Annotated in this window: 30 protein-coding genes and 1 pseudogene; 16 read left to right on the forward strand and 15 right to left on the reverse strand. The window is 59.5% G+C overall.

Annotation, left to right across the window (positions count from 1 at the left end):
- The 3 genes and pseudogenes from E0F99_RS20160 to E0F99_RS20170 all read left to right on the forward strand — a co-directional run.
- A pseudogene (locus tag E0F99_RS20160) lies at nt 1-634 on the forward strand (N-acetylglutaminylglutamine synthetase); the annotation flags it as partial.
- 136 nt (nt 635-770) lie between these two features.
- Entirely contained in the window at nt 771-1,955 is a 1,185-nt protein-coding gene (locus tag E0F99_RS20165) for an osmoprotectant NAGGN system M42 family peptidase (protein WP_083357581.1), read from the forward strand.
- Nucleotides 1,956-2,029: 74 nt separating this feature from the next.
- A complete protein-coding gene (locus E0F99_RS20170) occupies nt 2,030-2,257 on the forward strand; it encodes a YheU family protein (protein ID WP_083357580.1) in 228 nt (75 codons plus the stop codon).
- Nucleotides 2,258-2,264: 7 nt separating this feature from the next.
- On the opposite strand, the gene csrA is transcribed toward E0F99_RS20170, so the two are convergent.
- Together csrA and E0F99_RS20180 are read right to left on the reverse strand one after the other, a co-directional pair.
- Nucleotides 2,265-2,456 carry a carbon storage regulator CsrA gene (gene csrA, locus E0F99_RS20175; RefSeq protein WP_083357579.1) on the reverse strand — a complete coding sequence of 64 codons (192 nt, stop codon included), beginning with the start codon at nt 2,454-2,456 and terminating at the stop codon, nt 2,265-2,267.
- A 190-nt stretch (nt 2,457-2,646) separates the two neighbouring features.
- Nucleotides 2,647-3,462 (reverse strand): SDR family oxidoreductase, encoded by an 816-nt coding sequence (locus tag E0F99_RS20180; RefSeq protein WP_083357578.1) that lies wholly within the window; start codon nt 3,460-3,462, stop codon nt 2,647-2,649.
- A gap of 327 nt (nt 3,463-3,789) precedes the next feature.
- Here E0F99_RS20180 and E0F99_RS20185 point away from each other — a divergent pair, with 327 nt between their 5' ends.
- Nucleotides 3,790-3,942, forward strand: coding sequence for a DUF3309 family protein (locus E0F99_RS20185; RefSeq protein ID WP_003236711.1), 153 nt, complete (start codon nt 3,790-3,792; stop codon nt 3,940-3,942).
- A gap of 53 nt (nt 3,943-3,995) precedes the next feature.
- Here the strand turns inward: E0F99_RS20185 and E0F99_RS20190 are convergent, their stop codons facing one another.
- The 5 genes from E0F99_RS20190 to E0F99_RS20210 form a co-directional block, all read right to left on the reverse strand.
- Nucleotides 3,996-6,083 carry an LTA synthase family protein gene (locus E0F99_RS20190; RefSeq protein WP_083357577.1) on the reverse strand — a complete coding sequence of 696 codons (2,088 nt, stop codon included), beginning with the start codon at nt 6,081-6,083 and terminating at the stop codon, nt 3,996-3,998.
- A gap of 418 nt (nt 6,084-6,501) precedes the next feature.
- A complete protein-coding gene (locus E0F99_RS20195) occupies nt 6,502-6,693 on the reverse strand; it encodes a PLDc N-terminal domain-containing protein (protein ID WP_003172956.1) in 192 nt (63 codons plus the stop codon).
- Nucleotides 6,694-6,760: 67 nt separating this feature from the next.
- Nucleotides 6,761-7,291, reverse strand: coding sequence for a hypothetical protein (locus E0F99_RS20200; RefSeq protein WP_083357576.1), 531 nt, complete (start codon nt 7,289-7,291; stop codon nt 6,761-6,763).
- A 41-nt stretch (nt 7,292-7,332) separates the two neighbouring features.
- Nucleotides 7,333-7,848, reverse strand: coding sequence for an ankyrin repeat domain-containing protein (locus E0F99_RS20205; protein WP_083357575.1), 516 nt, complete (start codon nt 7,846-7,848; stop codon nt 7,333-7,335).
- Nucleotides 7,849-7,974: 126 nt separating this feature from the next.
- Complete coding sequence (locus tag E0F99_RS20210; protein WP_083357574.1) at nt 7,975-9,801, reverse strand: long-chain-acyl-CoA synthetase; 1,827 nt, start codon at nt 9,799-9,801, stop codon at nt 7,975-7,977.
- Between the two features lie 75 nt (nt 9,802-9,876).
- Here E0F99_RS20210 and E0F99_RS20215 point away from each other — a divergent pair, with 75 nt between their 5' ends.
- Together E0F99_RS20215 and E0F99_RS20220 are read left to right on the forward strand one after the other, a co-directional pair.
- On the forward strand, nt 9,877-10,125 hold the full coding sequence (locus tag E0F99_RS20215; RefSeq protein WP_083357573.1) for a hypothetical protein: 249 nt from the start codon (nt 9,877-9,879) through the stop codon (nt 10,123-10,125).
- Nucleotides 10,126-10,197: 72 nt separating this feature from the next.
- On the forward strand, nt 10,198-10,476 hold the full coding sequence (locus E0F99_RS20220) for a DUF3509 domain-containing protein (protein WP_003236719.1): 279 nt from the start codon (nt 10,198-10,200) through the stop codon (nt 10,474-10,476).
- Between the two features lie 58 nt (nt 10,477-10,534).
- Here E0F99_RS20220 and E0F99_RS20225 read toward each other — a convergent pair whose 3' ends face one another.
- The 4 genes from E0F99_RS20225 to aroC form a co-directional block, all read right to left on the reverse strand.
- Nucleotides 10,535-10,804 (reverse strand): response regulator transcription factor, encoded by a 270-nt coding sequence (locus tag E0F99_RS20225; RefSeq protein ID WP_083357572.1) that lies wholly within the window; start codon nt 10,802-10,804, stop codon nt 10,535-10,537.
- A 205-nt stretch (nt 10,805-11,009) separates the two neighbouring features.
- Nucleotides 11,010-11,540: a 1,2-dihydroxy-3-keto-5-methylthiopentene dioxygenase gene (locus E0F99_RS20230; protein WP_083357571.1), complete on the reverse strand. Its 531-nt coding sequence runs from the start codon at nt 11,538-11,540 to the stop codon at nt 11,010-11,012.
- A complete protein-coding gene (locus E0F99_RS20235) occupies nt 11,537-12,700 on the reverse strand; it encodes an MFS transporter (RefSeq protein WP_130908892.1) in 1,164 nt (387 codons plus the stop codon). The genes E0F99_RS20230 and E0F99_RS20235 overlap by 4 nt, the downstream gene beginning before the upstream one ends.
- A gap of 55 nt (nt 12,701-12,755) precedes the next feature.
- Nucleotides 12,756-13,847: a chorismate synthase gene (gene aroC, locus E0F99_RS20240; RefSeq protein WP_083357569.1), complete on the reverse strand. Its 1,092-nt coding sequence runs from the start codon at nt 13,845-13,847 to the stop codon at nt 12,756-12,758.
- Between the two features lie 143 nt (nt 13,848-13,990).
- On the opposite strand from aroC, the gene E0F99_RS20245 reads away from it, so the two are divergent.
- Both E0F99_RS20245 and E0F99_RS20250 read left to right on the forward strand, forming a co-directional pair.
- Nucleotides 13,991-14,953 (forward strand): alpha/beta hydrolase, encoded by a 963-nt coding sequence (locus tag E0F99_RS20245; RefSeq protein WP_083357568.1) that lies wholly within the window; start codon nt 13,991-13,993, stop codon nt 14,951-14,953.
- A 99-nt stretch (nt 14,954-15,052) separates the two neighbouring features.
- Nucleotides 15,053-15,859 (forward strand): hypothetical protein, encoded by an 807-nt coding sequence (locus E0F99_RS20250; RefSeq protein ID WP_083357567.1) that lies wholly within the window; start codon nt 15,053-15,055, stop codon nt 15,857-15,859.
- Between the two features lie 65 nt (nt 15,860-15,924).
- Here the strand turns inward: E0F99_RS20250 and prmB are convergent, their stop codons facing one another.
- Nucleotides 15,925-16,833, reverse strand: coding sequence for a 50S ribosomal protein L3 N(5)-glutamine methyltransferase (prmB, locus tag E0F99_RS20255; protein ID WP_083357566.1), 909 nt, complete (start codon nt 16,831-16,833; stop codon nt 15,925-15,927).
- Nucleotides 16,834-17,072: 239 nt separating this feature from the next.
- Here prmB and E0F99_RS20260 point away from each other — a divergent pair, with 239 nt between their 5' ends.
- From E0F99_RS20260 to E0F99_RS20280, 5 genes are all read left to right on the forward strand, one after another.
- Nucleotides 17,073-17,663, forward strand: coding sequence for a cysteine hydrolase family protein (locus E0F99_RS20260; protein WP_083357565.1), 591 nt, complete (start codon nt 17,073-17,075; stop codon nt 17,661-17,663).
- A gap of 142 nt (nt 17,664-17,805) precedes the next feature.
- Complete coding sequence (locus tag E0F99_RS20265) at nt 17,806-18,126, forward strand: hypothetical protein (protein WP_083357564.1); 321 nt, start codon at nt 17,806-17,808, stop codon at nt 18,124-18,126.
- Between the two features lie 75 nt (nt 18,127-18,201).
- The gene (locus tag E0F99_RS20270; RefSeq protein WP_083357563.1) at nt 18,202-18,759 is read left to right on the forward strand and encodes a Smr/MutS family protein; all 558 of its coding nucleotides are present in this window, start codon (nt 18,202-18,204) and stop codon (nt 18,757-18,759) included.
- Nucleotides 18,760-18,837: 78 nt separating this feature from the next.
- Nucleotides 18,838-19,383, forward strand: a complete 546-nt coding sequence (gene folE, locus E0F99_RS20275) for a GTP cyclohydrolase I FolE (RefSeq protein ID WP_083357562.1) — start codon at nt 18,838-18,840, stop codon at nt 19,381-19,383.
- Between the two features lie 111 nt (nt 19,384-19,494).
- Nucleotides 19,495-19,866, forward strand: coding sequence for a glutathione S-transferase N-terminal domain-containing protein (locus tag E0F99_RS20280; protein WP_083357561.1), 372 nt, complete (start codon nt 19,495-19,497; stop codon nt 19,864-19,866).
- Between the two features lie 124 nt (nt 19,867-19,990).
- On the opposite strand, the gene E0F99_RS20285 is transcribed toward E0F99_RS20280, so the two are convergent.
- Nucleotides 19,991-20,593, reverse strand: coding sequence for a glutathione S-transferase family protein (locus tag E0F99_RS20285; RefSeq protein ID WP_083357560.1), 603 nt, complete (start codon nt 20,591-20,593; stop codon nt 19,991-19,993).
- Nucleotides 20,594-20,603: 10 nt separating this feature from the next.
- Nucleotides 20,604-21,770 carry an aminotransferase-like domain-containing protein gene (locus E0F99_RS20290; RefSeq protein ID WP_083357559.1) on the reverse strand — a complete coding sequence of 389 codons (1,167 nt, stop codon included), beginning with the start codon at nt 21,768-21,770 and terminating at the stop codon, nt 20,604-20,606.
- Between the two features lie 81 nt (nt 21,771-21,851).
- Here E0F99_RS20290 and E0F99_RS20295 point away from each other — a divergent pair, with 81 nt between their 5' ends.
- From E0F99_RS20295 to E0F99_RS20305, 3 genes are all read left to right on the forward strand, one after another.
- Nucleotides 21,852-22,286: a MarR family winged helix-turn-helix transcriptional regulator gene (locus E0F99_RS20295; protein WP_083357558.1), complete on the forward strand. Its 435-nt coding sequence runs from the start codon at nt 21,852-21,854 to the stop codon at nt 22,284-22,286.
- Between the two features lie 188 nt (nt 22,287-22,474).
- Nucleotides 22,475-23,836: an NCS2 family permease gene (locus E0F99_RS20300; protein WP_083357557.1), complete on the forward strand. Its 1,362-nt coding sequence runs from the start codon at nt 22,475-22,477 to the stop codon at nt 23,834-23,836.
- Nucleotides 23,837-23,847: 11 nt separating this feature from the next.
- On the forward strand, nt 23,848-24,486 hold the full coding sequence (locus E0F99_RS20305) for a LysE family translocator (RefSeq protein WP_083357556.1): 639 nt from the start codon (nt 23,848-23,850) through the stop codon (nt 24,484-24,486).
- On the opposite strand, the gene E0F99_RS30280 is transcribed toward E0F99_RS20305, so the two are convergent.
- A partial coding sequence (locus E0F99_RS30280) for a hypothetical protein (protein ID WP_207303089.1) occupies nt 24,464-24,647 on the reverse strand: 184 nt, incomplete at its 5' end. The genes E0F99_RS20305 and E0F99_RS30280 overlap by 23 nt on opposite strands.

A 24,647-nucleotide genomic window follows, 5' to 3' on the forward strand; every position in this document is an offset into this window, starting at 1 on the left:
GGTGGACGGCGCGCAGGGCCGGGGCGGGGCGGTGGACGTACAGACCATCGAAGACGTGCAGAACGCTATCCAAGCGGCGCGTCAGTTCGACAGCCGCGTGCTGCTCGAAAGCTTTCACGAAGGCCTCGACCTGCGCATTCTGGTGATCGGCTTTGAAGTGGTCGCCGCCGCCATCCGCCGCCCTGCCGAGGTGACCGGTGACGGCCAGCACTCCATCGGTGCCTTGATCGAAGCCCAAAGCCGTCGTCGCCAAGCGGCCACAGACGGCGAAAGCAAGATCCCGCTGGACGCGGAAACCCAACGCACGCTGCACGCCGCCGGTTACGACTACAGCAGCATCCTGCCGCGTGGCGAAACCCTCGCCGTGCGCCGCACCGCCAACCTGCACACCGGCGGCTGCCTGGAGGACGTCACTGCGATTTTGCACCCGACGCTGGTGGACGCCGCCGTGCGTGCGGCTCGTGCGCTGGACATCCCGATGGTGGGCCTGGACTTGATGGTGCCTGCCGCTGATCAACCTGAGTATGTATTTATCGAAGCCAACGAACGCGCTGGGCTGGCTAACCATGAGCCGCAACCTACTGCGGAGAAGTTTGTGGATTTGCTGTTTCCGCACAGTCAGCCGACCGCCTGACCACTGATCGTTCCCACGCGCCGCGTGGGCCTGCAGCCCGTGACGCTAGGCGTCAAAAGAGCGGACGCCGCGCGTCCCTTGAGGCACTCCCACGCGACGCGTGGGAACGATCGCCCTCACCTCATCAGGAGTCTTTATGAGCCGAACCATTCCCGAACCGGATCTCAACTACCTGCAAAAAGTGCTGCTGGAAATGCTCGCTATTCCCAGCCCTACCGGGTTTACCGACACCATCGTGCGCTACGTCGCCGAGCGCCTGGAAGAACTCGGCATTCCCTTTGAAATGACCCGGCGCGGCACGATTCGCGCCACCCTCAAGGGTCAGAAAAACAGCCCCGACCGCGCCGTGTCAGCGCACTTGGACACCATCGGCGCCGCCGTACGGGCGATCAAGGACAACGGCCGCCTGACGCTCGCCCCCGTAGGCTGCTGGTCGAGCCGTTTTGCCGAAGGCAGCCGCGTCAGCTTGTTCACTGATAACGGCGTGATCCGCGGCAGCGTGTTGCCGCTGATGGCCTCAGGGCATGCGTTCAACACCGCCGTGGATGAAATGCCGGTGAGTTGGGACCACGTGGAATTGCGCCTCGACGCTTACTGCGCCACCCGCGCCGACTGCGATTCCTTAGGCATCGGCATCGGAGACTACGTGGCCTTTGACCCCCTGCCCGAGTTCACCGAGAGCGGGCATATCAGTGCACGTCACCTGGACGACAAAGCCGGTGTCGCCGCGCTGCTCGCCGCACTCAAGGCGATCGTCGACAGCGGCGAACCGTTGCTGATCGACTGCCACCCGCTGTTCACCATCACCGAAGAAACCGGCAGTGGCGCCGCGGCTGCCCTGCCTTGGGATGTGAGTGAGTTTGTCGGCATCGACATCGCCCCGGTCGCACCCGGCCAGCACTCCAGCGAGCATGCCGTGAGCGTGGCGATGCAGGACTCCGGCGGGCCATATGACTATCACCTGTCCCGGCACTTGCTGCGCCTGGCCTCAGACAATGAGCTGCCGGTGCGGCGCGACCTGTTTCGCTATTACTTCAGCGATGCGCACTCGGCGGTAACTGCCGGCCACGACATTCGCACCGCGCTGCTGGCATTTGGTTGCGACGCGACCCACGGCTACGAGCGCACGCACATCGATAGCCTGGCGGCGTTAAGTCGCCTGTTGGGCGCGTACATCCTCAGCCCGCCGGTCTTCGCCAGCGATGCGCAACCGGCACAGGGTTCACTGGACCGCTTCAGCCATCAGATCGAGCACGAAACGCAGATGGAGAGCGACACTCGCGTGCCGTCGGTGGACAGCTTGGTAGGCCAGAAATCCTGACACGGGCACACCGGATACTGGCAAGACGGATCCCGGCGCAGTAGCATCGCCGGGATTCTACCTTTGAGGCTTTTATGCTGATTCCCTACGACGCACTTGAAGTCGACACCCTGACGCGCCTCATCGAAGACTTCGTGACCCGCGACGGCACGGACAATGGCGATGAAACGCCCCTGCAAACCCGCGTATTGCGTGTGCGACAGGCGCTGACCAAGGGCCAGGCGCTGATTGTGTTCGACCCTGAAAGTGAGCAATGCCAGTTGATGCTCAAGCACGATGTGCCCAAGCATCTTTTTGATTGAGGGTGTTTTACGGGTTGGTTTGGGCTTGTGTGGCTTGGCGTTCGAGGATTTTCTGATACACCTCGGCCCGGTTTACGTTGACCCCGGCGGGTGCCTGGATACCGAATTTTACTTGGCCGCCGTTTAGTTCGAGGATGTGCAAAGTGATGTCATCGCCGATAGAGATGATTTCGCCTACGGCGCGGCTTAAGACAAGCATGGCGGTCGTCCTTTTAGAGTGACAGGACCTTGACCATGCGCGCTTGGGTGGGGGGCGACAATAGCTTGCCCTTAAATCAGGCGCAGCCTACATTTATAGGTAATTTGCCTGACAGACATGGATTGATTAGGGGGGGTTGTTGAATACATATCCGTTGCTGCGGTAACGGATATGCCCCCCCACCAAAACCTCACCCCCTAACCGCCTGCGCCTTAGCCCGCATCTTATCCGCCATCGAAGCCATCTCGTCATACAGCAACTGCGGGTTCTTCTGCTTCAACGCCCAAGCCATACGCCCCTGCTCGTGCGGCAGAATCATAAACTCGCCCTCAGCGACCTGCTGGTAAATATAGTCAGCGATGTCAGCCGCCGAAATCGGCGAACTCTCGAGCAACTTACCCACCTGCGCCTTCATCGCCGGGGTAGGCCCGCGAAACGAATCCAGCAAGTTGGTCTGGAAAAACGACGGGCACACCACATGCACACCCACTTCCTGCTGCTTGAGCTCCACCAGCAAACTCTCCGACAACGCCACCACACCCGCCTTGGCCACGTTGTAGTTGCTCATCGCCGGCCCCTGCATCAAAGCAGCCATCGACGCGATATTGATAATCCGGCCCTTGCTCTTCTCCAGCAGCGGCAGAAACGCCTTGCACCCCTTGACCACACCCATCAGGTTGATCGCAATCTGCCAGTCCCAATCCTCAAGGGACAACTCGGCAAAAAAACCACCCGAGGCGACACCGGCATTGTTGACGATCACATCAACGCCCCCAAGCTTCACCTCGCAGGCCTGGGCAAACGCGGTGAGCTGGCTGTAATCACGCACATCGCAACGCTGGACAAACCCATCGCCACCCGCCTCGCGTACAAGCCTGAGGGTTTCCTGCAAGCCAGGCTCACTGACATCCGACAAGGCCAACCGCCAACCCTCACGGGCCCAGCGCAGCGCGATTTCGCGACCCAGGCCGGACCCGGCGCCGGTGATCATCATGCGATTTTGCATAGGAAAGTAGCCTTGTGGTTCACGGAAGAAGTGATCGGCAGTGTAGCGAAGGTTTTTCCCACACCCACGCACCATCCAATTGATGAATGCCTCGGGCAAACCTGGGACAGGGTGGGAGAGCTACATACAGCGTAAGTTCAATCTTTTTCAACTAATACGGCGTAGTTTCGAACGCATTAAAAGAAATAAGCACGTTTGCAAAATGCTTTAAAAAACCAGGGAATTTTCTGCTGACCGGTACAGTCGGAGTTAATAAGGCGTCCGTATTAAAATGACGGCCTATCGTTTAACAACCGGTCTTTACAGAAGGCCTATAAGGAAAAAACTATGAGCCTCATTCTGATCATTATCCTGATCCTGCTGTTGGTAGGCGGTCTGCCAGTATTCCCGCACTCGCGTAACTGGGGTTACGGCCCGTCGGGTATCCTGGGTGTTGTATTGGTAGTTCTGGTGGTACTGCTGTTACTCGGCCGGATATAAAACCCGCACAAAAAAAGAGGCCTCATAGAGGCCTCTTTTTTATGGCCGGTTAATTAGTCCGGCTTGCCATCCATGACACCTGCGGTGTTTTCCAACAGGCTCTTGGTGGCCGTCTGCAGGAACGACTCAAGCTTTTGCTTCAGCGCCGCTTCGTCCGGCGATTCAGGAATCACTTTGCCGGTCGGGTTAGCGCCCAGTTCGTATTCCCACAGCTTCGGCGGCATTTCCTTGGGCAGTACCAAGATGCGATCTGCGGTGACCAAGGCCACTGTCTGGTCGCTGCCCGACGGTTTGATCACGCCGAAACCCTTGTCGCCTTCCGGCAGGTTCAGCAGGTCACGGCCCCAGCACTGGTGCAGGGTGTCGCCACCCAGGCGACCCATGATCGTCGGCACGATGTCGATCTGGGTGCCCACGGTGTGGTCACGCTCGCCGAATTTCTCCTGCATGCCCGGTGCAATCATCAGCATCGGCACGTTGAAACGGCCCAGGTCCATTTCGGTGATCTGCTGTTCGTTGCCGAAGCCGTGGTCACCCACAATCACGAACAGGGTTTCCTTGAAGTAAGGCTCTTTACGCGCCTTTTCAAAGAACTGGCCCAAGGCCCAGTCGGAGTAACGCATGGCCGTCAAATGCTCGTTAAGGCTCCCACGGTCGGTGACTTTCTCGACCGGCAATGGCGTCGGCAGCGCGTACGGCGTGTGGTTGGACAGGGTTTGCAGCAGTGCGTAGAACGGCTTGCCGCCTTCGCGGGCTTTGAGTTCTTCCAGGCCACGGTTGAACATGTCCTGATCGGAGACGCCCCATGTCGGGTCGGAGAACACCGGGTTGACGAAGTCGTTACGCCCGATGAAGTTGGTCATGCCCTGGTTGCTGAAGAAGCCCGACTGGTTGTCCCAGGCGAAGTCGCCGTTGTAGACATACACGTCGTCAAACTTGCGCGCGCTGAGCAACTGCGGCAGGCCCGACAGCTTGTGGCTGCCTTCCGGGGTCTGCATCAGGTATTCAAAACCCGGCAGGTTAGGGAAGCAGGCCATGGTGGCGAACATACCCTGGTGGGTGTGCGTGCCGTTGGAGAAGAAACGGTCGAACAGCAAACCTTCCTTGGACAATTTGTCGAAGTACGGCGTGATGTTTCCCGGGCGACCCAATGCGCCCACCGAGTGGCCGGCGAAGCTTTCCATCAGGATCACTACGACGTTCTTGATGGGCAGGGTCTTCTCGGCCGGCGGCGTGTAGTCACGGCGCACGGCGGCGGTGTCGGGGTCCACCAGCTTCTCTTGTGGCAGCACCAGCATGTCACGCACGGTCTGGGTCGCCAGCGGCTGGTCCAGGGTGGCTTTCCAGATATTGGAACGCTCTTCGGAGAAGCGCGCCTTGGCGGCGGCGATCAGCGACAAAGTGCCGTTCAAGCCCAGTTGGTTGGCGAAGTTCGATTCGGTGGTGTAGACGTCACCCCAACGCAGCGGCGGGCCTTGGCGCAGGGTGCCACGGATGGCGACCACGGCGATCAACAGGCAAACCACGAACACCGCGATGCGGCTGTACCACGGCGCCACCTGGCGCGTGCCGACGGTGCCGCCGCTGAACGGGCCACGTGGGCGTGTCGCACGGTCGGCGCCCTTGAAGGCGATGCTCAGGATCAGCGTGCCCACGGCCCAGGCCAGCAGGTAGCGCACCACCGGGAAACCGTACCAGAGCATGCTCATCACGGTTTTCGGGTCTTCCTTCACGTACTGGAAAACCAGCCCGTTGAGGCGCTGGTGGAACTCGCGGTAGAAGTCCATTTCCATCAGGCCCAGGAACAGGGCAACGCTGGAGGCGACGGTCAGCCAGAAACGGAAGAACCCGCGCGCGGCCATGGCCCGTACGCTGAACAAGGCCAGCAGCAGCGGCACCAACGCATACATGACAAAACGTAAGTCAAAACGTGCGCCGTTGACGAACGCTTCAAGGAAGGTCGAGGCCGGCGTATCGAGGATCATCTCGCGGTTGTAGACCAGCAGCGCCAGGCGCAGCAGCGAGAACATCACCATCATGACCAGTGCGCAAAGCAGCGTGTACGCCAGATGGGATTTGACGGTAGGTTGCAGCAGGCGATTAGAAGCTCGCTGCTGACTCAGGGCGTCCGGGTTTGCCATGTCGTTTCAGGACCCATTGGAAGTTTAAGTTACGAAAAAATGCAGTGGCGTCCGTCCCTCGCCCAGGCTGGCTGGGGTAGGCGGTTAACGCGGTGGCGCAAATGGTGCCCGATCAATGGCATCAACGCTATTAATTACTGAACGAGCGCCACGGCCCTGCCTTTAATGGCACTGGAGATAGAGCCTTGGCAGCCAGATAAAGCCGGCGAATTGTCTTGGATAAGATGTGAAAATTTCGTGCAGCGAATACTTTCGACACATAAAACTCATGGGTGAACTGAAAAACAATGTGGGAGGGGGCGTGCTCCCGATTGCCATGTATCAGTACCCGCTGTAGTGGCTGATACACCGCAATCGGGAGCACGCCCCCTCCCACATTTACTAGGCCCACTCAGGATAAGAGTGAACGCGGGTTGCGTCAGATCCGCACGTTGCCGCGCGGCCCGGCAATCGCCCAGATGATCAGACCCAACACCGGCAACAACAGGATCAGCAGAATCCACAGCACCTTGGCACCGGTGCTCGCGCCGCTTTTGAATACATTGATGATCGCCCAAATATCCAGCGCCAGGATGATCAGGCCAATCAGACCATTAAAAGTGGAACCCATGGTGTCGCTCCTAAGTGAGGGCATGCACTTGTAGGATAGTCAGCCCTGCCAGGGGTTCCGTTTTATTTCAGACGTGGACGGCAACACGCAATGCTTCCAGGGACGGCTCGGCCTTGATGCCGACTTGCGCGCACAGCGCAAGCACACGCGCCAAGTCGTTGCCGTGCACCAGCACCGCCTGGATCTCATCGTCCAACAATTGACTGAAGTTCAACAGCACGTAGCCGCCGTCTTCCGGGCTGAGGGCGCTCATCTGGATCTGAATACGATTGAGCGCGGTGAGGTCTTCGGTCTTGGCCAACTGCTTGGGCTTGAGGTTGAACGTCACGCCCGGGCCGAACGATGCAACGATCTGCGCAAACAGATCGACGTAGGTGTCAGCCTGAAACAGCGCGGTATCCGGCAGGCTACCGACTACGACCCACTCGCCCAGAGGAATCGGGAAGGTGTCGTCGTAGTTGATATCCGGGTTGCCCGCCAAAAAGGCCTCAGGATCGGCGTAGGCCTGGGCCGCTTCCTCGGCGATGCGTGCCACCTCGTCCTCGCCCATGACGCCGGCGCTGATTTTGCTGATGAGTTCGACGAGGGCGGTTTTCATGGGCTGATCCTGTGGCGAGCGGGTTTTTGAGGGCGCGTAGCCTACACCAGTTTCTGCAAATGCGCCGTTGTATCAGCGGCGCCCATGGTCTGTGCCGCGGCCAGTGCAGTCGCGCCCTGGGCATCGGTGGCGTTGGGGTTGGCACCCTGGCCGAGCAGGTAATCGACCATTTCGACACGGTTGAACATCGCCGCCATCATCAACGCCGTACGGCCGTCCGAGGACGCCGCGTCAACCGGCGCGCCGCCGTCGATCAGCGCCTTGACCACCGGCAGGTTGCCCTTGAACGCCGCACCGGCCATCGGCAGCTGGTTCTTGTCATTGGCGATTTGCGGGTCAGCCTTGAATTCCAGCAGTACTTTTACGGCGTCAGCGTGGCCGTGATAGGCCGCGAGCATCAGCAAGGTATCGCCATTGTGGTTGCGCAGGTTGGGCGGCAAGCCTTTGGCCAGCAGTGCGGCGAGCATGGCGGCGTCGCCTTTGCGGGCCACGTCGAAGACTTGCTCGGCAAATTCAGCGGCTTCGTCTTCGGTCATCTGTTTAGGCTGGTCTGACATGTGGGGCTCCTTGTTTGGGATGCTGCTTCTAGGCTAAAGAGTAGGCGCCCAGTGTCGCGATGGAGTTCCCCACTGTCATGGCTTTTTTGCCAAAAGCGGCCATAGGCAGAATCAATAACACTACTTTTAATAACGGAAATGCCCGCCCTGAATCTGCGCCAACAATTGGCCAGTGACCGGTACATAGCAGTCCGAGCCCGGCAGCCACGCATACACCGGGTCGTTGCCGGCTTTGTCCGGATCAAAGGCCTCCTCCTTGAGCCGCACTTTCTGGTACTTGAAGGTGCCGGTGGTTTCCATCTTCACCTTGATTCGCAGGAACAACGGCACCGCATAATGCGGCAACTGGCCATGAGCGAACTGCAGCAATTCACGCATATCCAGGGACGCCAGGGACTCGCTTGGGGTGATGGCGACCATGCCGGCGCGGCCATTGGTGTTTTCGATCTCGACACCGTAGGCCACCACCTCGGCGATCTGCGGATGTTGCAGCAGCACATTCTCTACTTCGGTGGTGGAGACATTTTCGCCCTTCCAACGGTAAGTGTCGCCAAGGCGGTCGACAAATTGCGCATGGCCGAAACCGATACTGCGTAACAAGTCGCCAGTATTGAAGTAGCGGTCGCCCTTCTCGAACACGTCGCTCAGCACCACCTTGCGGTTCTTTTCCGGGTCGGTGTAGCCGTCAAACGGCGATTTCTCATCGATTCTGGCCAGCAGCAACCCCTGCCCGCCCGTTTGCACCTTGCGCATAAAACCGTCGCTGCCACGAACTGGCTCACCCACCTCATGGGCGTAGTCCACCAGCGCCCAATGCTGCAGGCAAAAACCGATGGTGTTGTCGAAGTTCAGCACGTTGGTAAAGCCGATGTTACCGTCGCTGGCGGCATACAGTTCGCAGATATGTTCAACGCCATAGCGTTGCTTGAATTGTGCCCAGACGCCGGGGCGCAGGCCATTGCCGACCATCTTGGTCACACGGTTATCGAGATCCTTCGCGCCAGCGGGCTGATCGAGCAGGTAGCGGCACAACTCGCCGACGTAACCCAGCGTGGTCGCATTGAATTTGCGCGCATCGCTCCAGAACTGGCTGGCGCTGAATTTACGTCGGATGGCAAAACCCGACGCCCCAACAATCGCCGAGCCCCAGCACACGCAAAGACCGGTGGCGTGGTAGAGCGGCAAGGTGCAATACAGGACGTCTTCGGGCCCCATGTCCAGAGCAATGCTGCCAAAGCTGACGGCAGTTTTGGTCCAGCGCCCGTGCTTCATGATGCCGGCCTTGGGCAAGCCGGTGGTTCCGGAGGTGTAGATATAGAAGCACGGGTCGTTGAAGAAGATTTGACCGGTGCTGGCGGGGTTGTCCACCGGGCATTCGGCACTCGCGGTCATCAGGTCGATATAGCCACCGGGCATTGTGCTTGACTGTTGATCGGCCATAAACCAGGTCCGGTCGGGGCGGATCCCAACGTGATCGCGCACGGCAGCAAAGGCCGCCACCAACTCCGCCCCCACCACAATCGCCACCGGGCTCACCAGATTCAGGCTGTGCACCAACGCCGCCTGAGTTTGTGAGGTATTGAGCATGGCGCAGATGCCACCCAGCTTGGCCACGGCCAGCACGCTCAACAACAATTCGGGGCGATTTTCGATGAACAGTGCGACGACATCACCTTTGCCGATGCCCTGCTCGTGCAGATGATGGGCGATGCGGTTGGCGCCCTGATTGGCTTCGCGGTAGGTGAGCACGCTGTCACCGTATAACAACGCAGCGCCGTCAGGGTTGCGCAGGGTCGCCTGTTCGAAATGCCAACCCAGGCCGCAGGGCTGCTGGGGGTCGGTGACATTCGCGGCGCGCATGCCGCGCACAACACGTGGCAGGGCCCGAACAATCGCGGGCACCTTACGCAGCATCTTGCCCCAAGTGATCATGTCGTCTTGCGGATGAGTCATGGCGCAACGTCCTTTTTCTTATTCTTCGCAGGATCCAGAACAACCGGCGGTCCTGCTGGCAGGAGGCCGAATGCCTTGCAGAAAAATACGCCTGCCGTTCTCTGGCTGTACACGCAGGATTTGAAAAGTTTTGTATCCCAGACCGATGCGCCCACAAAAATGGAATTGTGCGGTGCATGGGCAGTCTTTATCAGCAAGGCAAGCCGCAAACAGATGGCCCTAATAGCTCAAAATGCAGGATGCACGATGGCCATTCATGCAATTTGCACGAAATCGAAAATCCATAAAATTTCCAAACCATTGATTTATAAAGATATTTTATAAAATCAAATACTGGCACAATCGCTGCACCTATCACTCCATGCTTGCCAACTTGAGCCAACGGAGCTGATAGACATGAGCCTGATCCAAGATAAATTCGCTTCTGTATTCTCCCAATACGACGTCACCACTCAGCCGCGCCCAGACGGTGGCATTCTGTTGACCCTGCGCAACGGCGAAGGCAAACAGGTCAAGCGTTCGATTTCGTATCAACAACTGCACACCGCTGACCAGCTGACCTGGGTCATCAGCGCCATTCGCCGCGACTTGGCCGAACAAGCGAGCGACCTGCCACAGATTTCGATGCTGCAAAGCCAGAATCGCTTCGCGTTGCCGACGTACCATTCGGCATAAACAACCGATCTGAAAAGGGCCGCGATGCCGTTGAGCGTCGCGGCCCTTTTTTATGTGCTCAGCACAATCCCTGGCGGCTGGCCTCATTCATCGCCTGCACGCGGTTGGTGACCTCTAACTTGCCATAGATGTTACGCAGGTGGAATTTCACCGTGGCTTCAGACGTGGCGCGAATCTGGCTGATTTCCCAGACAGTCTTGCCCTCCGAGGCCCAGCGCAGGATTTCCAACTCTGTCGGCGTAAGGGGCTTGCCACCTAAGCTCAGCCGCCTTGTAACGACTTCAGGCACAGTAACCGGCGTACGGCACGACTCCTCTGGGCCACTCATTAATCTCTCTCCTTTTTCTAGCGGATACCTTGCCATCAATCGGATTCCTCCTATTGACAGGCGATATAAACATCGAAGAGAGGGTTACATAACGAATGGGCTGAAAGCATAAGGCGCCGCATAAACAGCTACGCCTTACAGGAGATTAGGCTTATTCCCACAGCAACTTCCAAACTGCCTGAGTTGAACATTTAAATATTTGTGCTTAGTCGTCCAAGCCTGGAAAACCAGTTGCCACATCGTTACCGGTCAACTCAGGTACACAGCCCTTGGCTGTGTTGAACAGACGCAGCGCTACAACATGCGGATTCTCGCCCATGTCGAACCAATGCGGCATACCGGCCGGAATCACCAGCAGGTCATTTTTCTCACAGCGCACCGCGTATACGTAGTCGCCCACATGCACGCTGAACAGGCCCTGACCGGCGATGAAGAAACGCACTTGGTCTTCGCTGTAACGGCGCTCATCGAGGAACTGCGCACGCAATTCAGCTTTCTGCGGGTGGTCGCCCGTCACGCTGAGCACCTCCACGGCAGCGTAGCCGAGGGCATCGATCTGCGGTTGATAAGCGCCGATCATTTCAGCGTCACTGGCGCCCTTCTCGAGCGGGCGGGGCTGCCAACGTTCGAACCGCACACCGTGCTCGGCCAGGGTCGAAGCGATATCGTCGGCGTGGGTGAGCACTTTGTTCGGGGTATCGGGAGTGGCGACGTGGTAAACAGCGACATAACTCATTGCACGTATCCTTTATTCGGCTCTTGCAGTCGAAGACCTATGATAATGGCGGCGGCCAGGGCCGCGACGCTGGCGATGCTGAAGGTCAGGGTCGGGCCCAGCAGGTTCCAGCTATAACCGGAATACAGCGCGCCCACTGCGCCGCCGGTGCCGGCCAGTGCAGCGTAGAGCGCCTGCCCCTGGCCTTGCTGACGATCGCCAAAACTGCGTTGTACAAAGGCAATCGCCGCCGCATGAAAGCTGCCGAACGTGGCAGCGTGCATGACTTGCGCCAGCAGCAGTACCCAGAAGAATTCGGCAAATGAGCCCAATAGCAACCAGCGCAGCGCCGCCAACAGGAAACTGGCCAGCAACACCCGGCGCACCGAAAACCGCGCGAGGATACGGCTCATGGCCAGGAACATCAGCACTTCCGCGACCACACCCAGCGCCCAGAGCATGCCGATCACGCCACGGCTGTAGCCCAAATGTTCAAGGTGCAGGGTGAGGAAGGTGTAATACGGGCCATGGCCCATCTGCATCAGTGCCACGCAGGCATAAAACGCCAGCACGCCGGGGTTGCGCAATTGCTTGATGAAGCCGTCACCGGCGAGCCGATTGCCATGGGGAGTGGGTTGCGCATTCGGCACCCACAGGCTGGCGCCGATGATGCCAGCCATGATCACCACGACCACTACCGGGTAAATGTCCAGGCTCAGCCAGTCAAACAGGCGGCCCATGATCACCACGGTGAGGATAAAACCAATTGAGCCCCACAGGCGGATCTGGCTGTAGCGCGCGGTCTGCTTTTGCAGGTGGGCCAGCGTGATCACTTCAAATTGCGGCAACACGGCGTGCCAGAAGAACGCGTGCAGCGCCATGACCAGGGCCAGCCAGGCGTAGGTCTTGCTGATGAATATCAGTGAAAAGCTCACCAGCGTACACACCGCGCCAAACCGCACGATGGCCAGGCGCCGGCCAGTATAGTCGCCGAGCCAGCCCCACAGGTTGGGTGCCACGCAGCGCATCAACATGGGGATGGCCACCAGCTCGCCAATGCGCGCGCTGGAGAAGCCCAGGTGATCGAAATACAGCGCCAGGAACGGCGCCGTCGCCCCGAGCAGGGCGAAGTAAAACAAGTAGAAGCTGGAGAGACGCCAGTACGGGAGAGCGTGGGTCATATTGTGAGGGGCTGCTGCGCAGCACCGCGGCAGCAAGCTCGCTCGCCCCAGGCTGTCACAGCTGGCCCAGCACCGGGGTCTTCACACGCACGTCGGCATTTTGCCCACGGTTGCGCAGCAGGTGGTCCATCAACACGATGGCCATCATTGCCTCGGCAATCGGCGTGGCACGGATGCCGACGCACGGGTCGTGGCGGCCCTTAGTAATCACGTCTACCGCGTTGCCGTGCACATCGATCGAACGGCCAGGTGTGGTGATGCTCGACGTGGCTTTCAGCGCCAGGTGCGCAACGATCGGCTGGCCGGAAGAAATACCACCGAGGATGCCGCCCGCGTTGTTGCTGAGGAAACCTTCCGGGGTCAGCTCATCGCGATGCTCGGTGCCGCGCTGGGAGACACAGGCGAAACCCGCACCGATTTCCACGCCTTTCACCGCGTTGATGCTCATCAGCGCGTGAGCCAGTTCGGCGTCGAGGCGGTCGAAGATCGGCTCGCCCAAGCCGGGCTTCACACCTTGCGCGACCACAGTGATCTTGGCACCCACGGAGTCCTGATCGCGGCGTAACTGGTCCATGTACGCTTCCAGTTCCGGGACTTTGTCCGGGTCAGGGCTGAAGAAAGCGTTGTCATCCACGCTGTCCCAGGTTTTGAACGGGATTTCAATCGGGCCCAATTGGCTCATGTAGCCACGGACCACGATGCCCTGGGTGGCCAGGTACTTCTTGGCAATCGCACCGGCGGCCACACGCATGGCGGTTTCGCGGGCCGAGCTGCGGCCACCGCCACGGTAGTCGCGTTCGCCGTATTTGTGGTGATAGGTGTAGTCGGCATGGGCCGGGCGGAACAGGTCCTTGATCGCCGAGTAGTCCTTGGACTTCTGGTCGGTGTTGCGAATCAACAGGCCGATGGCGCAACCGGTGGTGCGGCCTTCGAACACGCCGGAGAGGATCTCGACTTCGTCGGGTTCCTGGCGCTGGGTGGTGTGGCGGCTGGTGCCGGGCTTGCGACGGTCGAGGTCACACTGCAGGTCTTCAAGAGACAGCTCGAGGCCTGGCGGGCAGCCGTCGACAATGGCGACCAACGCCGGGCCATGGCTTTCGCCCGCGGTGGTGACAGTGAACAGTTTGCCGAAGGTATTGCCGGACATGCAGGGCGCTCCGTGAAATCAGTTGAATCAAGTCAACCGTAATAACTTAAGGCGGCCAGTATACGCAGGCTAACCGACTAGTTCATCCTCGAAACCTTACCGGTAGACGTTGGTCCAACCGGCACCTTCCTCATGATGGCGCGATGATGCTGCGAGTTTTGCTTTTGACCCTAACCCTGTTTTCCAGCCTTGGCTTCGCCGCCTCCCCTGTCGTGCTGCAACGGCCCATCAGCCTGGACACCGGCAGCGGCGAACTGTTTGGCTCGCTTTTACTGCCCAAATCCGACAAGCCAGTGCCGGTGGTGCTGATCATTGCCGGCTCCGGGCCCACCGACCGCAACGGCAACAGCGCCGACGGCGCACGCAACGACAGCCTCAAGCGCCTGGCCTGGGTACTCGCGCGGCATAACATTGCCAGCGTGCGCTACGACAAGCGCGGCGTGGCCGCCAGCCTGGCGGCCACGCCCGACGAGCGCAACCTCACGCTGGACGCCTACGTGGCCGATGCCGTGGCCTGGGGCAAGCTGCTCAAGGCCGACAACCGCATGGGCCCGTTGATTGTGCTGGGTCATAGCGAAGGCGCGCTGGTCGCCGCCCTCGCCGCGCCGCAACTCGATCCAGCCGGTGTCATTTCCTTGTCCGGCAGCGCGCGCCCGGTGGACCAGGTGATCCGCCAGCAGCTAGCCGATCACCTGCCACCGGCCCTGTTGCTGCGCAGCAATGAAATCCTCGACCACCTCAAGGCTGGCCAAGTGGATGCCGATGTACCTGGCCCGCTGGAAGGTATCTTCCGGCCCAGCGTGCAGCCGTATCTGATCAGCCTGTTTCGCGCTGACCCGTCAGCCGCCTTCGCCAAGCTGAGCATGCCGGCGCTGATCATCCAGGGCACCAACGATATCCAGGTCGGCGTCGCCGATGCCCGGCAACTGAAAAACGCCAAGCCCGACGCACACTTGACGGTCATCGAAGGCATGAACCACGTGATGCGCATCGTGCCCAAGGATGTGAGGGAGCAATTGGCCTCCTACAACGACCCTAAATTGCCCCTCGCCGCCGAACTGGGCGAGCGCATCGTGCGCTTTATCGACGGACTTCAACCCCGTTAAGCGACTATTTGCCTCCAGTCCTATGAAAAGCGGCCGATAAGCCCAGGGTCGACAGTAAAAAGACTGTCGACTCGCAGGGCTTGGACAGGATCGCGCCGCATGACAACCACAGACGCTACACCAGAACCTATCGCCGACACCCCGGCCGAAAAACCCGAGGCCGTCGAGGCGGCGGCGCTGCCGTGGGCGGACGTGCAGGCCGAGCATTTCAAGATGCTGCGCCTGGCGCCGCTGACCACGGACCGCGCCACCGGCGTGCGGCCGTTGCGGTTTGTACAGTTCGGCTATGCCGAACGTCACGATAAACACCACAGCCTGTTGCGCATGGTCATCCAGTTGCCGGGCCAACGGGTACGGCGCGAGCAGAACCACTTGGACCTCTGGGTCGATCACGATAAACACCGCGTGCACTTCGGCCCGGGCAACAGCCTGGAAATCGAACCGGCCAACCGTGGCATCGGTCGCTTCCTCGTCGCCCAAGGCGCGGCGTGGGCGAAAAAGAAGTGGTCACACTACCGCGTCGACGGCGTGGACCTGGCCAACAAAGACGCCCTGAACGAAGCCACGCGCCTGCGCCGCGATCACTTCCTGCGCATCCAGGGCTTTGATGTGGCCTACGCCGATGTGCAGCACCTAAAAGGCAATGTGCAACCGGGCAAAGTCAGTGAAGTGCTGGACAGCTGGAATACCGAGAAGGTGCAGTTCGTGGAAATCCTCGAAGCCGCACAGATGCTGCAACAGGCCGAGCAGAACCTGGCCGAGCAGGAAGTGAAGCTGCGCAAGGAAGAGGAAAAGGTCACCAAGTTCAAGCGCGAGGACAGCGGCTTGCGCTTTACCATCACCTGCCTGGTGGCGTTTACCGTGTTTCAGGCGGGGTTGCTGATCTGGATTGCGACACACCGATAATCAGGCGGGTACGCAGTTAAAAATGTGGGAGGCGGCTTGCTCCCACATTGATTGGGTTTATTCAGTTAAACCCGGGCAGCAAACACTGCTTGATGCTCGCGACACTGCTGCGCCGTCAACATAAACACCCCATGCCCACCGCGCTGGAAATCAAGCCAAGCGAAATCAACTTCCGGGTACAGCGCCTCGAGGTGCACCTGGCTGTTGCCGACTTCGACAATCAACAAGCCCTTCTCGGTCAAATGGTCCGCCGCCTCGGCCAGCATGCGCCGCACCAGGTTCAAGCCATCATCCCCGCAGGCCAGGCCCAGCTCCGGTTCGTGCTGGTATTCGTCCGGCATGTCGGCGAAGTCTTCAGCATCCACATACGGCGGGTTGGACACGATCAGGTCAAAACGCTGGCCCGGCAGGCCATCGAAGCCGTCACCTTGCACGGTGTAGACGCGCTCGTCGACGCCGTGGCGCTCGATGTTCTGGTTGGCCACCTCCAACGCTTCGAAGGACAAGTCGCCCAGCACCACTTCGGCGTCCTGGAACTCATAGGCGCACGCAATGCCGATGCAACCGGAGCCGGTGCACAGGTCGAGAATGCGTGCCGGCGGCTGGGCCAGCCAGGGTTCGAAGCGGTTTTCGATCAGCTCGCCAATCGGCGAACGCGGGATCAACACGCGCTCATCAACGATAAACGACATGCCGCAGAACCAGGCCTCCTTCAACAGGTAAGCGGTGGGCACGCGCTCGTGGATGCGGCGATGCAGCAAGCGCTGCACGTGGGAGATTTCCTCTTCTTCCAGGTTGCAGTCCAGGTAGCTGTCGGCAATTTCCCAAGGCAGGTGCAAGGCGCCGAGCACCAATTGCCGGGCTTCGTCCCAGGCGTTGTCGGTGCCATGGCCGAAAAACAGGTCTTCCCCATGGAAACGGCTGACAGCCCAACGGATGTGGTCGCGCAATGTGCGCAGGCGGGAGGTGATCACGGGGGCAAGCTCCTGGAAAAAACGACTGGCGATTCTAACAGCCTTCGCCTGTACCGACGATGGATGAAACCCCTTCGCCATCCGTCGGATTTCACCCAATTTGCCATCATTGGGTTAAACAAGTCACCCACTTGACATGGCTGCACGTCAACAACGGCGTAGCTTACGATGGTAGCGATTCACAGAACCGCTCAGCCAGTGGACAATGTCACAAAAGCCCCCCTCACAGGAGCCCCAGAATGTCCGTTCCAAAGACGATGTTTCAACTCAGCGGTCGCGGTTACGCAGCAGCCAACCTGAACCATGCGACCCTCGTGATCATCGACGCCCAGAAGGAATACCTCAGCGGCCCACTCGCCCTCTCGGGCATGGACGCAGCGGTCGCCAACATCCAGCAACTGGTCGCCGCTGCGCGCAACGCCGGGCGGCCGATCGTGCATGTGCGCCACCTGGGCACCGTCGGCGGTCTGTTTGACCCGCAGGGCGAGCGTGGCGAATTCATTCCCGGCCTGGAACCCCTGGGCGATGAAACCATCATCGGCAAGCTGCTGCCCAGCGCGTTCCACGGCACCGGCCTGGAAAAACACCTGCAAGACCTTGGCTCCCTGGACCTGATCGTCAGCGGCTTCATGAGCCACTCCAGCGTCAGCACCACCGTGCGCGCTGCCAAGAACCTGGGCTTTCGCTGCACCCTGGTGGAAGACGCCTGCGCCACGCGCGACTTGCCTTACAAAGGCGGCATCCTGAGTGCCGAACACGTGCAACAAACCGAAATGGCCATCATGGCCGACAACTTCGCGACCCTGGCGTTGACCAAAGATCTGATCTGATCGTCCTTCTGATGAGCGGCGCGGCAATGTTTATTGCCCCGCTCATCTGCAAAAGCTTTTCATTTTCTGCAATTGCCTCAGGCACAGGAACAACCTGTGTATCTTCCGGTCGAAGGGCCGATACCCTGGAGGAAAGGTCGGAATGAAGATATCCGATGGTTTTGATGCTCGTCGCTTGCGCCCCAAGGGCCCGAGCAACTGGCGTCTGCGCCTGGTAGCCGGCTTTGCCGCGCTGCTGGCCATTGTTGGTGTGCTGCTGGCAGGTGCCGGTGGCGCCGGTTTGTTGGGTCACTCGCCGGCGCTCGGCGAACTAAATGCCAGCCCGGGCGGCTCGGCTACCCTGTTAGGAATCGGGCTGTTGGTGCTCTGGTTTGGCGTGTGGTTATGGCGTCGCAGCCGTCGACGGATGCGCCAGCCGTTGTCGCTGAACATTGCTTCGCACCTGATGAAAAAGCACGACTGATGGCGCTTGGATAGCGTTTCCTGCGCCCTGGCCGCCGCGATTTAGGTAAACTGCCCGCCCTTCGCGGAGGCTGACATGCAAGACGACGATTTTTCCTTGTTCAAAAACGAGCTGCGCGGCGTCAAGCCGATCAAGCACGACCGCGCCGACACCGGCAAACCCAAAACCGACCGGGCGCAGATCGCCAAGCTGCGCCAGGCCGCGACCGTGCGCACCGACGCAACTACCGTCGATGGCCTGTCAGACCAATTCGTGATCGACGTCGGCCCCGAAGACGAGCTGATGTGGGCGCGCGATGGCGTGCAGGAAAGCCAGATGCGCAAGCTCAAGGTCGGCCAGATCCCGTTCGAGGGCAGCCTGGATCTGCACGGCATGAACGTGGAAAAGGCCCGCGAAACCCTATGGGCCTTCCTCGCCGAAGCAACCAAATTCGAAATCCGCTGCGTGCGCGTCACCCATGGCAAGGCCGTGCGGCTGGACGGCAAGCGGCCGATGATCAAGAGCCACGTCAACACTTGGCTGCGCCAGCATGCCCAGGTGCTCGGTTTTACCTCTTGCCAGGCCCGTCATGGCGGCGCGGGTGCGGTGTATGTGATGCTCAAGCGCACCATGATGGAGGGGCGCGACGAGTAACAAGTGCCATCGTCAGGCTTGCAGCGATGTGTCCGCCACCGTAACCTTGCGCTTTGCGAAAATCCCACAGGTAGTTTCATGTCCCTGGAACAGAATTACACAGAGATCCTCGGCCAGCTCGGCGAGGACGTCTCCCGCGAGGGCCTGCTCGACACGCCAAAGCGTGCCGCCAAGGCGATGCAGTACCTTTGCCGCGGCTATGAACAGACCCTTGAAGAAGTCACCAACGGTGCCTTATTCAGCTCTGACAACAGCGAAATGGTGTTGGTGAAGGACATCGAGCTGTACTCGCTGTGCGAACACCATCTGCTGCCGTTTATCGGTAAAGCTCACGTCGCGTATATCCCGAGCGGCAAAGTGCTGGGCTTGTCGAAAGTCGCGCGGATTGTCGACATGTATGCACGCCGCCTGCAGATCCAGGAAAACCTCAGCCGCCAGATCGCCGATGCCGTGATGCAAGTGACCGGCGCACTGGGCGTTGCGGTGGTGATTGAAGCCAAGCACATGTGCATGATGATGCGCGGTGTGGAGAAACAGAATTCGTCAATGATCACTTCGGTGATGCTGGGTGAGTTCCGCGAAAACGCGGCCACCCGCAGCGAATTCCTCAGCCTGATCAAGTAACAGGCTGCGTAGGAAAAACCGGCGTTCATCGCCGGTTTTTTTTCGCCCCCAAATCATGTAAGCAATTCAGGTAAGATGCGGCACTCTGTAATGGGCAAGAGGTTTTCAGCCATGTTAGTCAAAGCACTTCGAGTGGGCCTCGGCCACGTCATCATCGCGGGCGACTTCATTACCCGCCCACGCAAAAAGCAGCGCCCCGCCGAACAACAGGCGCAGGTGAACGCTGCGGCCAAGGGCTTGACCCTGTATCAGTTCCACGCCTGCCCGTTCTGCGTGAAAACCCGTCGTACGCTGCACCGCCTGAATGTGCCGGTGGCGTTGAAGGATGCGAAGAACAACGCGCAAGACCGCCAGACCCTGCTGGAGCAAGGTGGCAAGATCAAAGTGCCGTGCCTGCGCATCGAAGAGAATGGCCAGACCACCTGGATGTATGACTCCAAAGTGATCATCGACTACCTGGACAAGCGGTTTGCTGCGGTCTGACAAACACTGAAGATCAAATGTGGGAGGGGGCTTGCTCCCGATAGCAGTGGATCAGTCAACCCATAAAGTGACTGACACACCGCGATCGGGAGCAAGCCCTCTCCCACATTTTGACCGCGCGAATTCAGTCCAGCATGGCTACGTGTTTAGGATGGCTGGCCACGCGCTTGAGCCACGCCTGCACCGCCGGGTAAGGCGCCAGATCAAAACCGCCTTCATGCGCCACATGGGTGTAGGCATACAGTGCGATATCGGCTATCGAATATTGCTCACCTACCAGATATGGCGTGGCTTGCAACTGACGCTCCATGACCTTCAAGGCCTTGTAGCCACCTTTATGCGTGGTTTTGTACTCTTCCAGGCGATCTTCCGGCATGTTCAGGTAGAACTGGATAAACCGCGCCACCGCGATATACGGCTCGTGGCTGTATTGCTCGAAAAACTGCCATTGCAACACTTGGGTGCGCAGGCGCGGCTCGCTCGGCAAAAACTCGCTGCCGTCAGCCAGGAAGTTGAGAATCGCGTTGGATTCCCACAGGCAGGTACCGTCTTCCAGCTCCAGTACCGGAATCTTGCCGTTGGGGTTCTTGGCCAGGAATTCGGCAGTCTGGGTGTCGCCGTTGAGGATATCGACATCGATCCATTGATACGGGATGCCCAACAGGCTGAGCATTAATTTGACTTTGTAGCAGTTGCCCGACTTGTAGTCGCCATAAACCTTGTACATGGGGCTCCCCTTATGCCGCTTGCGCGTGCTGTGCTTGACGTACCACCGCGGCCAGGCGCTTGAGACCTTCGTCCAGGCGGGCCGGGTCGATATGGCTGAAATTGAGGCGCAACGAGCCATGGTGCTGGTCGGGCTCGGAAAAGAACGGTTCACCGGGCATGAACGCGACGTCCTGATCTAACGCTTGCGCCAACAAGGTGCGGGTGTCGAGCTTGTGTTTCAAGGTCAGCCAGAAGAATAATCCACCCTGGGGCACTTGCCAGTCGGCCAGATCGCCGAAATGACGCTCCAGCGCGGCTTGGAATGCGTCGCGGCGCTCGCGGTAAAAGCTGCGCAGTTGCGCCAGGTGCTGCTGGTATTTCTGTGTGCCGATCCACTGCATCGCCTGCCACTGGCCGACGCGGTTGGTGTGCAGGTCCGCCGATTGCTTGAGCTTGAGCAGGTGCGGGAATAAGTCCGGGCTCGCAATCAGGTAGCCGACGCGCAGGCCCGGCAACAGGGTCTTGGAGACAGTGCCGGTGTAGATCCAACTGGCTTTTTTCAAGCGCCCGGCGATGGGCTGTGCACTGGCGCCGTCGAAGGTCAGTTCGCGGTAGGGTTCGTCCTCTATCAGGGTCACACCGAACTCATCGAGCAAGGCCGCGACAGCTGCGCGCTTGGCCTCGCTGTAGCGCACCGCCGAAGGGTTCTGGAAAGTCGGGATCAGGTAGATGAACGCCGGCCGGTGGCGTTCGAGGTTGGCGCGCAGGGCGCCCAGGTTCGGGCCATCAGCCTCCAGCTGCACGGTCAGGCAGTCGGCGCCGAACAATTGGAAGATCTGCAAGGCCGCCAGATAAGTCGGGCCTTCCAGCAGCACCTTGGTGCCCTTGTCGATGTACAACTTGGCCGCCAGGTCCAGGGTTTGCTGGGACCCGCTGACCACCATCACCTGGCTGGCCTGGCACGGTACGCCCAACGTGCGCGCCTCGGCGGCGAGCAGTTCGCGCAAGTGCGGCTCGCCTTCGCTCATGCCGTATTGGCCTATGTTGAGCGGCATACCCTCCCAGCTCAGCGCGGGCAACATGGCTTCGGCCGGCAGGCCACCGGCGAACGACATCACCTGCGGGCGCTGGGCCGCCGCAAGGATTTCACGGATCAAGGAGCTTTTGAGGCGCGTAACACGTTCGGAGAAGGCCATAAGGTCACCGCTAGCGAAGTCTGTGGGAAATACGTCAAACTAGTTGACTAAAATTACGACGACTTGAGTAGATACGTCAATATGTTTGACCTTAAAAACCAGAGCAGCCAGCAACAAGCCATGGAAGCCTTCTTCTTCGGCTATCAGGCCTTTACCGCCAAGGCCGACGAGATGCTTGAGCGCCGCGGCCTGAGCCGGGTGCATCAGCGCATCGTGTTTTTCATCGCGCGCTACCCTGCCTTGAGCGTGAAGCAACTGCTGCAATTGCTCGGCGTGAGCAAACAGGCGCTGAACATGCCGCTGCGCCAATTGCAGGAGATGCACTTGGTCAACAGCGTCGCGGCCGAGACCGACAAGCGCAAACGCCTGCTGGAATTGAGCGAAGAAGGCCTGCGTTTCGAGCAGTCGCTGCGCCGCGAACAGGTGAAGCTATTGCAGCGCGCGTTCAGTGAAGCCGGCGAAGAAGCGGTGGCCGGATGGCTCGCGGTTAACCAGGCGCTGAGTGCAGTCAACTAGCCTTTCATCCACTTTCGCGCACAGATTCGAAAACATTATTTGCTTTATTTGTATACAAAAGCATAATTCGCTTCGTGCGAGTTCCTGACCTATTGGTCAACAAAAACCCGCCAGTACCTCAAAGCGCTGTTGCCCACACCCGTGACCGGCGCTGGAAATAACAATAAAACTCTTGAGGAGTACTCGCTGTGGAAAGCCGAAAATCCGAAGCCCCAACGCTGGACCTACCCCCGCCAAGCCTCACCACCACACGGCATGGCTGGCTGGAACGCCTGTTCAAACTGAGCTTGCATGGCACCACAGTGAAGACCGAGCTGATCGCCGGCCTCACCACCTTCATCACCATGGCCTACATCATCTTCGTCAACCCCAACATCATGGCCGACGCCGGTATTGATCACGGCGCGGCGTTTGTCGCCACGTGCATTGCCGCTGCACTGGGTTGCCTGCTGATGGGCCTGTACGCCAACTGGCCGGTGGGCCTGGCGCCGGGCATGGGCCTGAATGCGTTTTTCACCTACACCGTGGTCGGCACCATGGGCTACCACTGGGAAACGGCGCTGGGTGCGGTGTTTATCTCGGGCGTGCTGTTCATGGGCCTGACCTTGTCGCGCGTGCGTGAATGGCTGCTCAACAGTATTCCGGTGAGCTTGCGCCATGCCATGGGCGCGGGTGTCGGCTTATTCCTCGGGGTGATCGGCCTGAAAACCGCCGGCATCATCGTCGAAAGCCCCTCCACCTTAATTAAGCTCGGTTCGTTGCACGAACCCGCACCACTGTTGGCAGCGCTGTGCTTCTTGCTGATCGCGATCCTCAGCTACCACCGCGTATTCGGTGCGATCCTCATCAGCATCATTGCCGTAACCCTGGCTGGCTGGGGCCTGGACCTGGTGCACTACAACGGCATTCTCTCCACTCCCCCGAGCCTGGCACCGACCTGGATGGCCATGGACATAAAAGGTGTATTCAATGTCAGCATGATAAGCGTGGTATTTGCCTTTCTTTTTGTGCACATGTTTGACACCGCCGGTACACTGATGGGCGTTGCACAGCGCGCCGGGCTGGTGGGCGCCGATGGCAAGATCCAGAACCTGTCGCGTGCATTGAAGGCTGACAGTGCGTCCAGCGTGTTCGGGGCCATGGTAGGTGTACCACCAGTGACCAGCTACGTGGAAAGTGCTGCTGGTGTGGCTGCAGGCGGTCGCACCGGGTTGACTGCGGTGACCGTGGGCGTGCTGTTTGTGGCGGCGATGTTTTTCGCTCCATTGGCGAGCATGATCCCCGCCTATGCCACCGCAGGCGCTTTGATCTACGTGGCGATGCTGATGATGGCGAGCATGGCCCACATCAATTGGGATGAAGCCACCGACAGCATTCCGGCGATTGTCACGGCGATCATGATGCCGCTGACGTTCTCGGTCGCCGACGGTATCGCCTTGGGCTTTATCACGTATGTGGCGCTCAAGGCCGGCACCGGCAAGTACCGCGAGATTTCCATCAGCCTGTGGGTGCTGTGCGCAATTTTCATCGCGAAATTCATATTTCTATAAAGGAGCAAATGATGAACCTGGATACCTGGCTGCTGTTCAGTGGTGCTGCTTTGATTGTGATCCTGATCCCAGGGCCACTGTCACTGCTGATGATCAGCAACAGCCTCAACTACGGTTTGCGCCACTCGTACCCGGCTTTTCTGGGCGGGGTGTTTGCGTCGATCTGCCTGTTGAGTGCCTCTGCCCTGGGTCTGGGTGCCTTGTTGCTGGCGTCGGAACAGCTATTCAGCGCCTTGAAAATCGTCGGCGCGGCCTACCTGTTCTACCTCGCCTGGCAGAGCTGGCAGCAGTCACGTCAACCGAGCCAGGGCGCGGTGGTGCCGGCTACCGCGGCGACACCACGGCTGCGCACGCTGTTTGGCCGGGCCTTTGTACTGGGCGCCAGCAACCCCAAGGACATCCTGTTTTTCGCTGCCTTCCTGCCGCAATTTCTCAGCAGCCAGCAACCGTTCCTGCCACAACTATTGATCATGATCGCCACCTGGACCGTGCTCGACCTGCTGTGCAAATTGGCCTACGGCCTTGGCGCCCATGGCGCAGCGCGGTATTTGCGCAGCGGTTCGGGCCAGAGCTGGTTCAACCGGGTCAGCGCTGCATTGTTCAGTTGCGCCGGTGTGGTGTCGCTGCTCAAGACAAAGGCAATATTTTGATGAAGTAAACGGAGGGAGCGATTTTCCCACGGACAGGCCAGTGGATGCCCGCCAGGATCCGAACCAAGCGCTTTTCACGCAGCGCACTCATGATTTCGGTCACTAGCGCAATATTTCCGAGCGATTTGAACCCTGCATAAAACCATTGATTCTGAAACCTT

This window comes from Pseudomonas antarctica (assembly GCF_900624995.1).
GTDB classification, from domain to species: domain Bacteria; phylum Pseudomonadota; class Gammaproteobacteria; order Pseudomonadales; family Pseudomonadaceae; genus Aquipseudomonas; species Aquipseudomonas antarctica.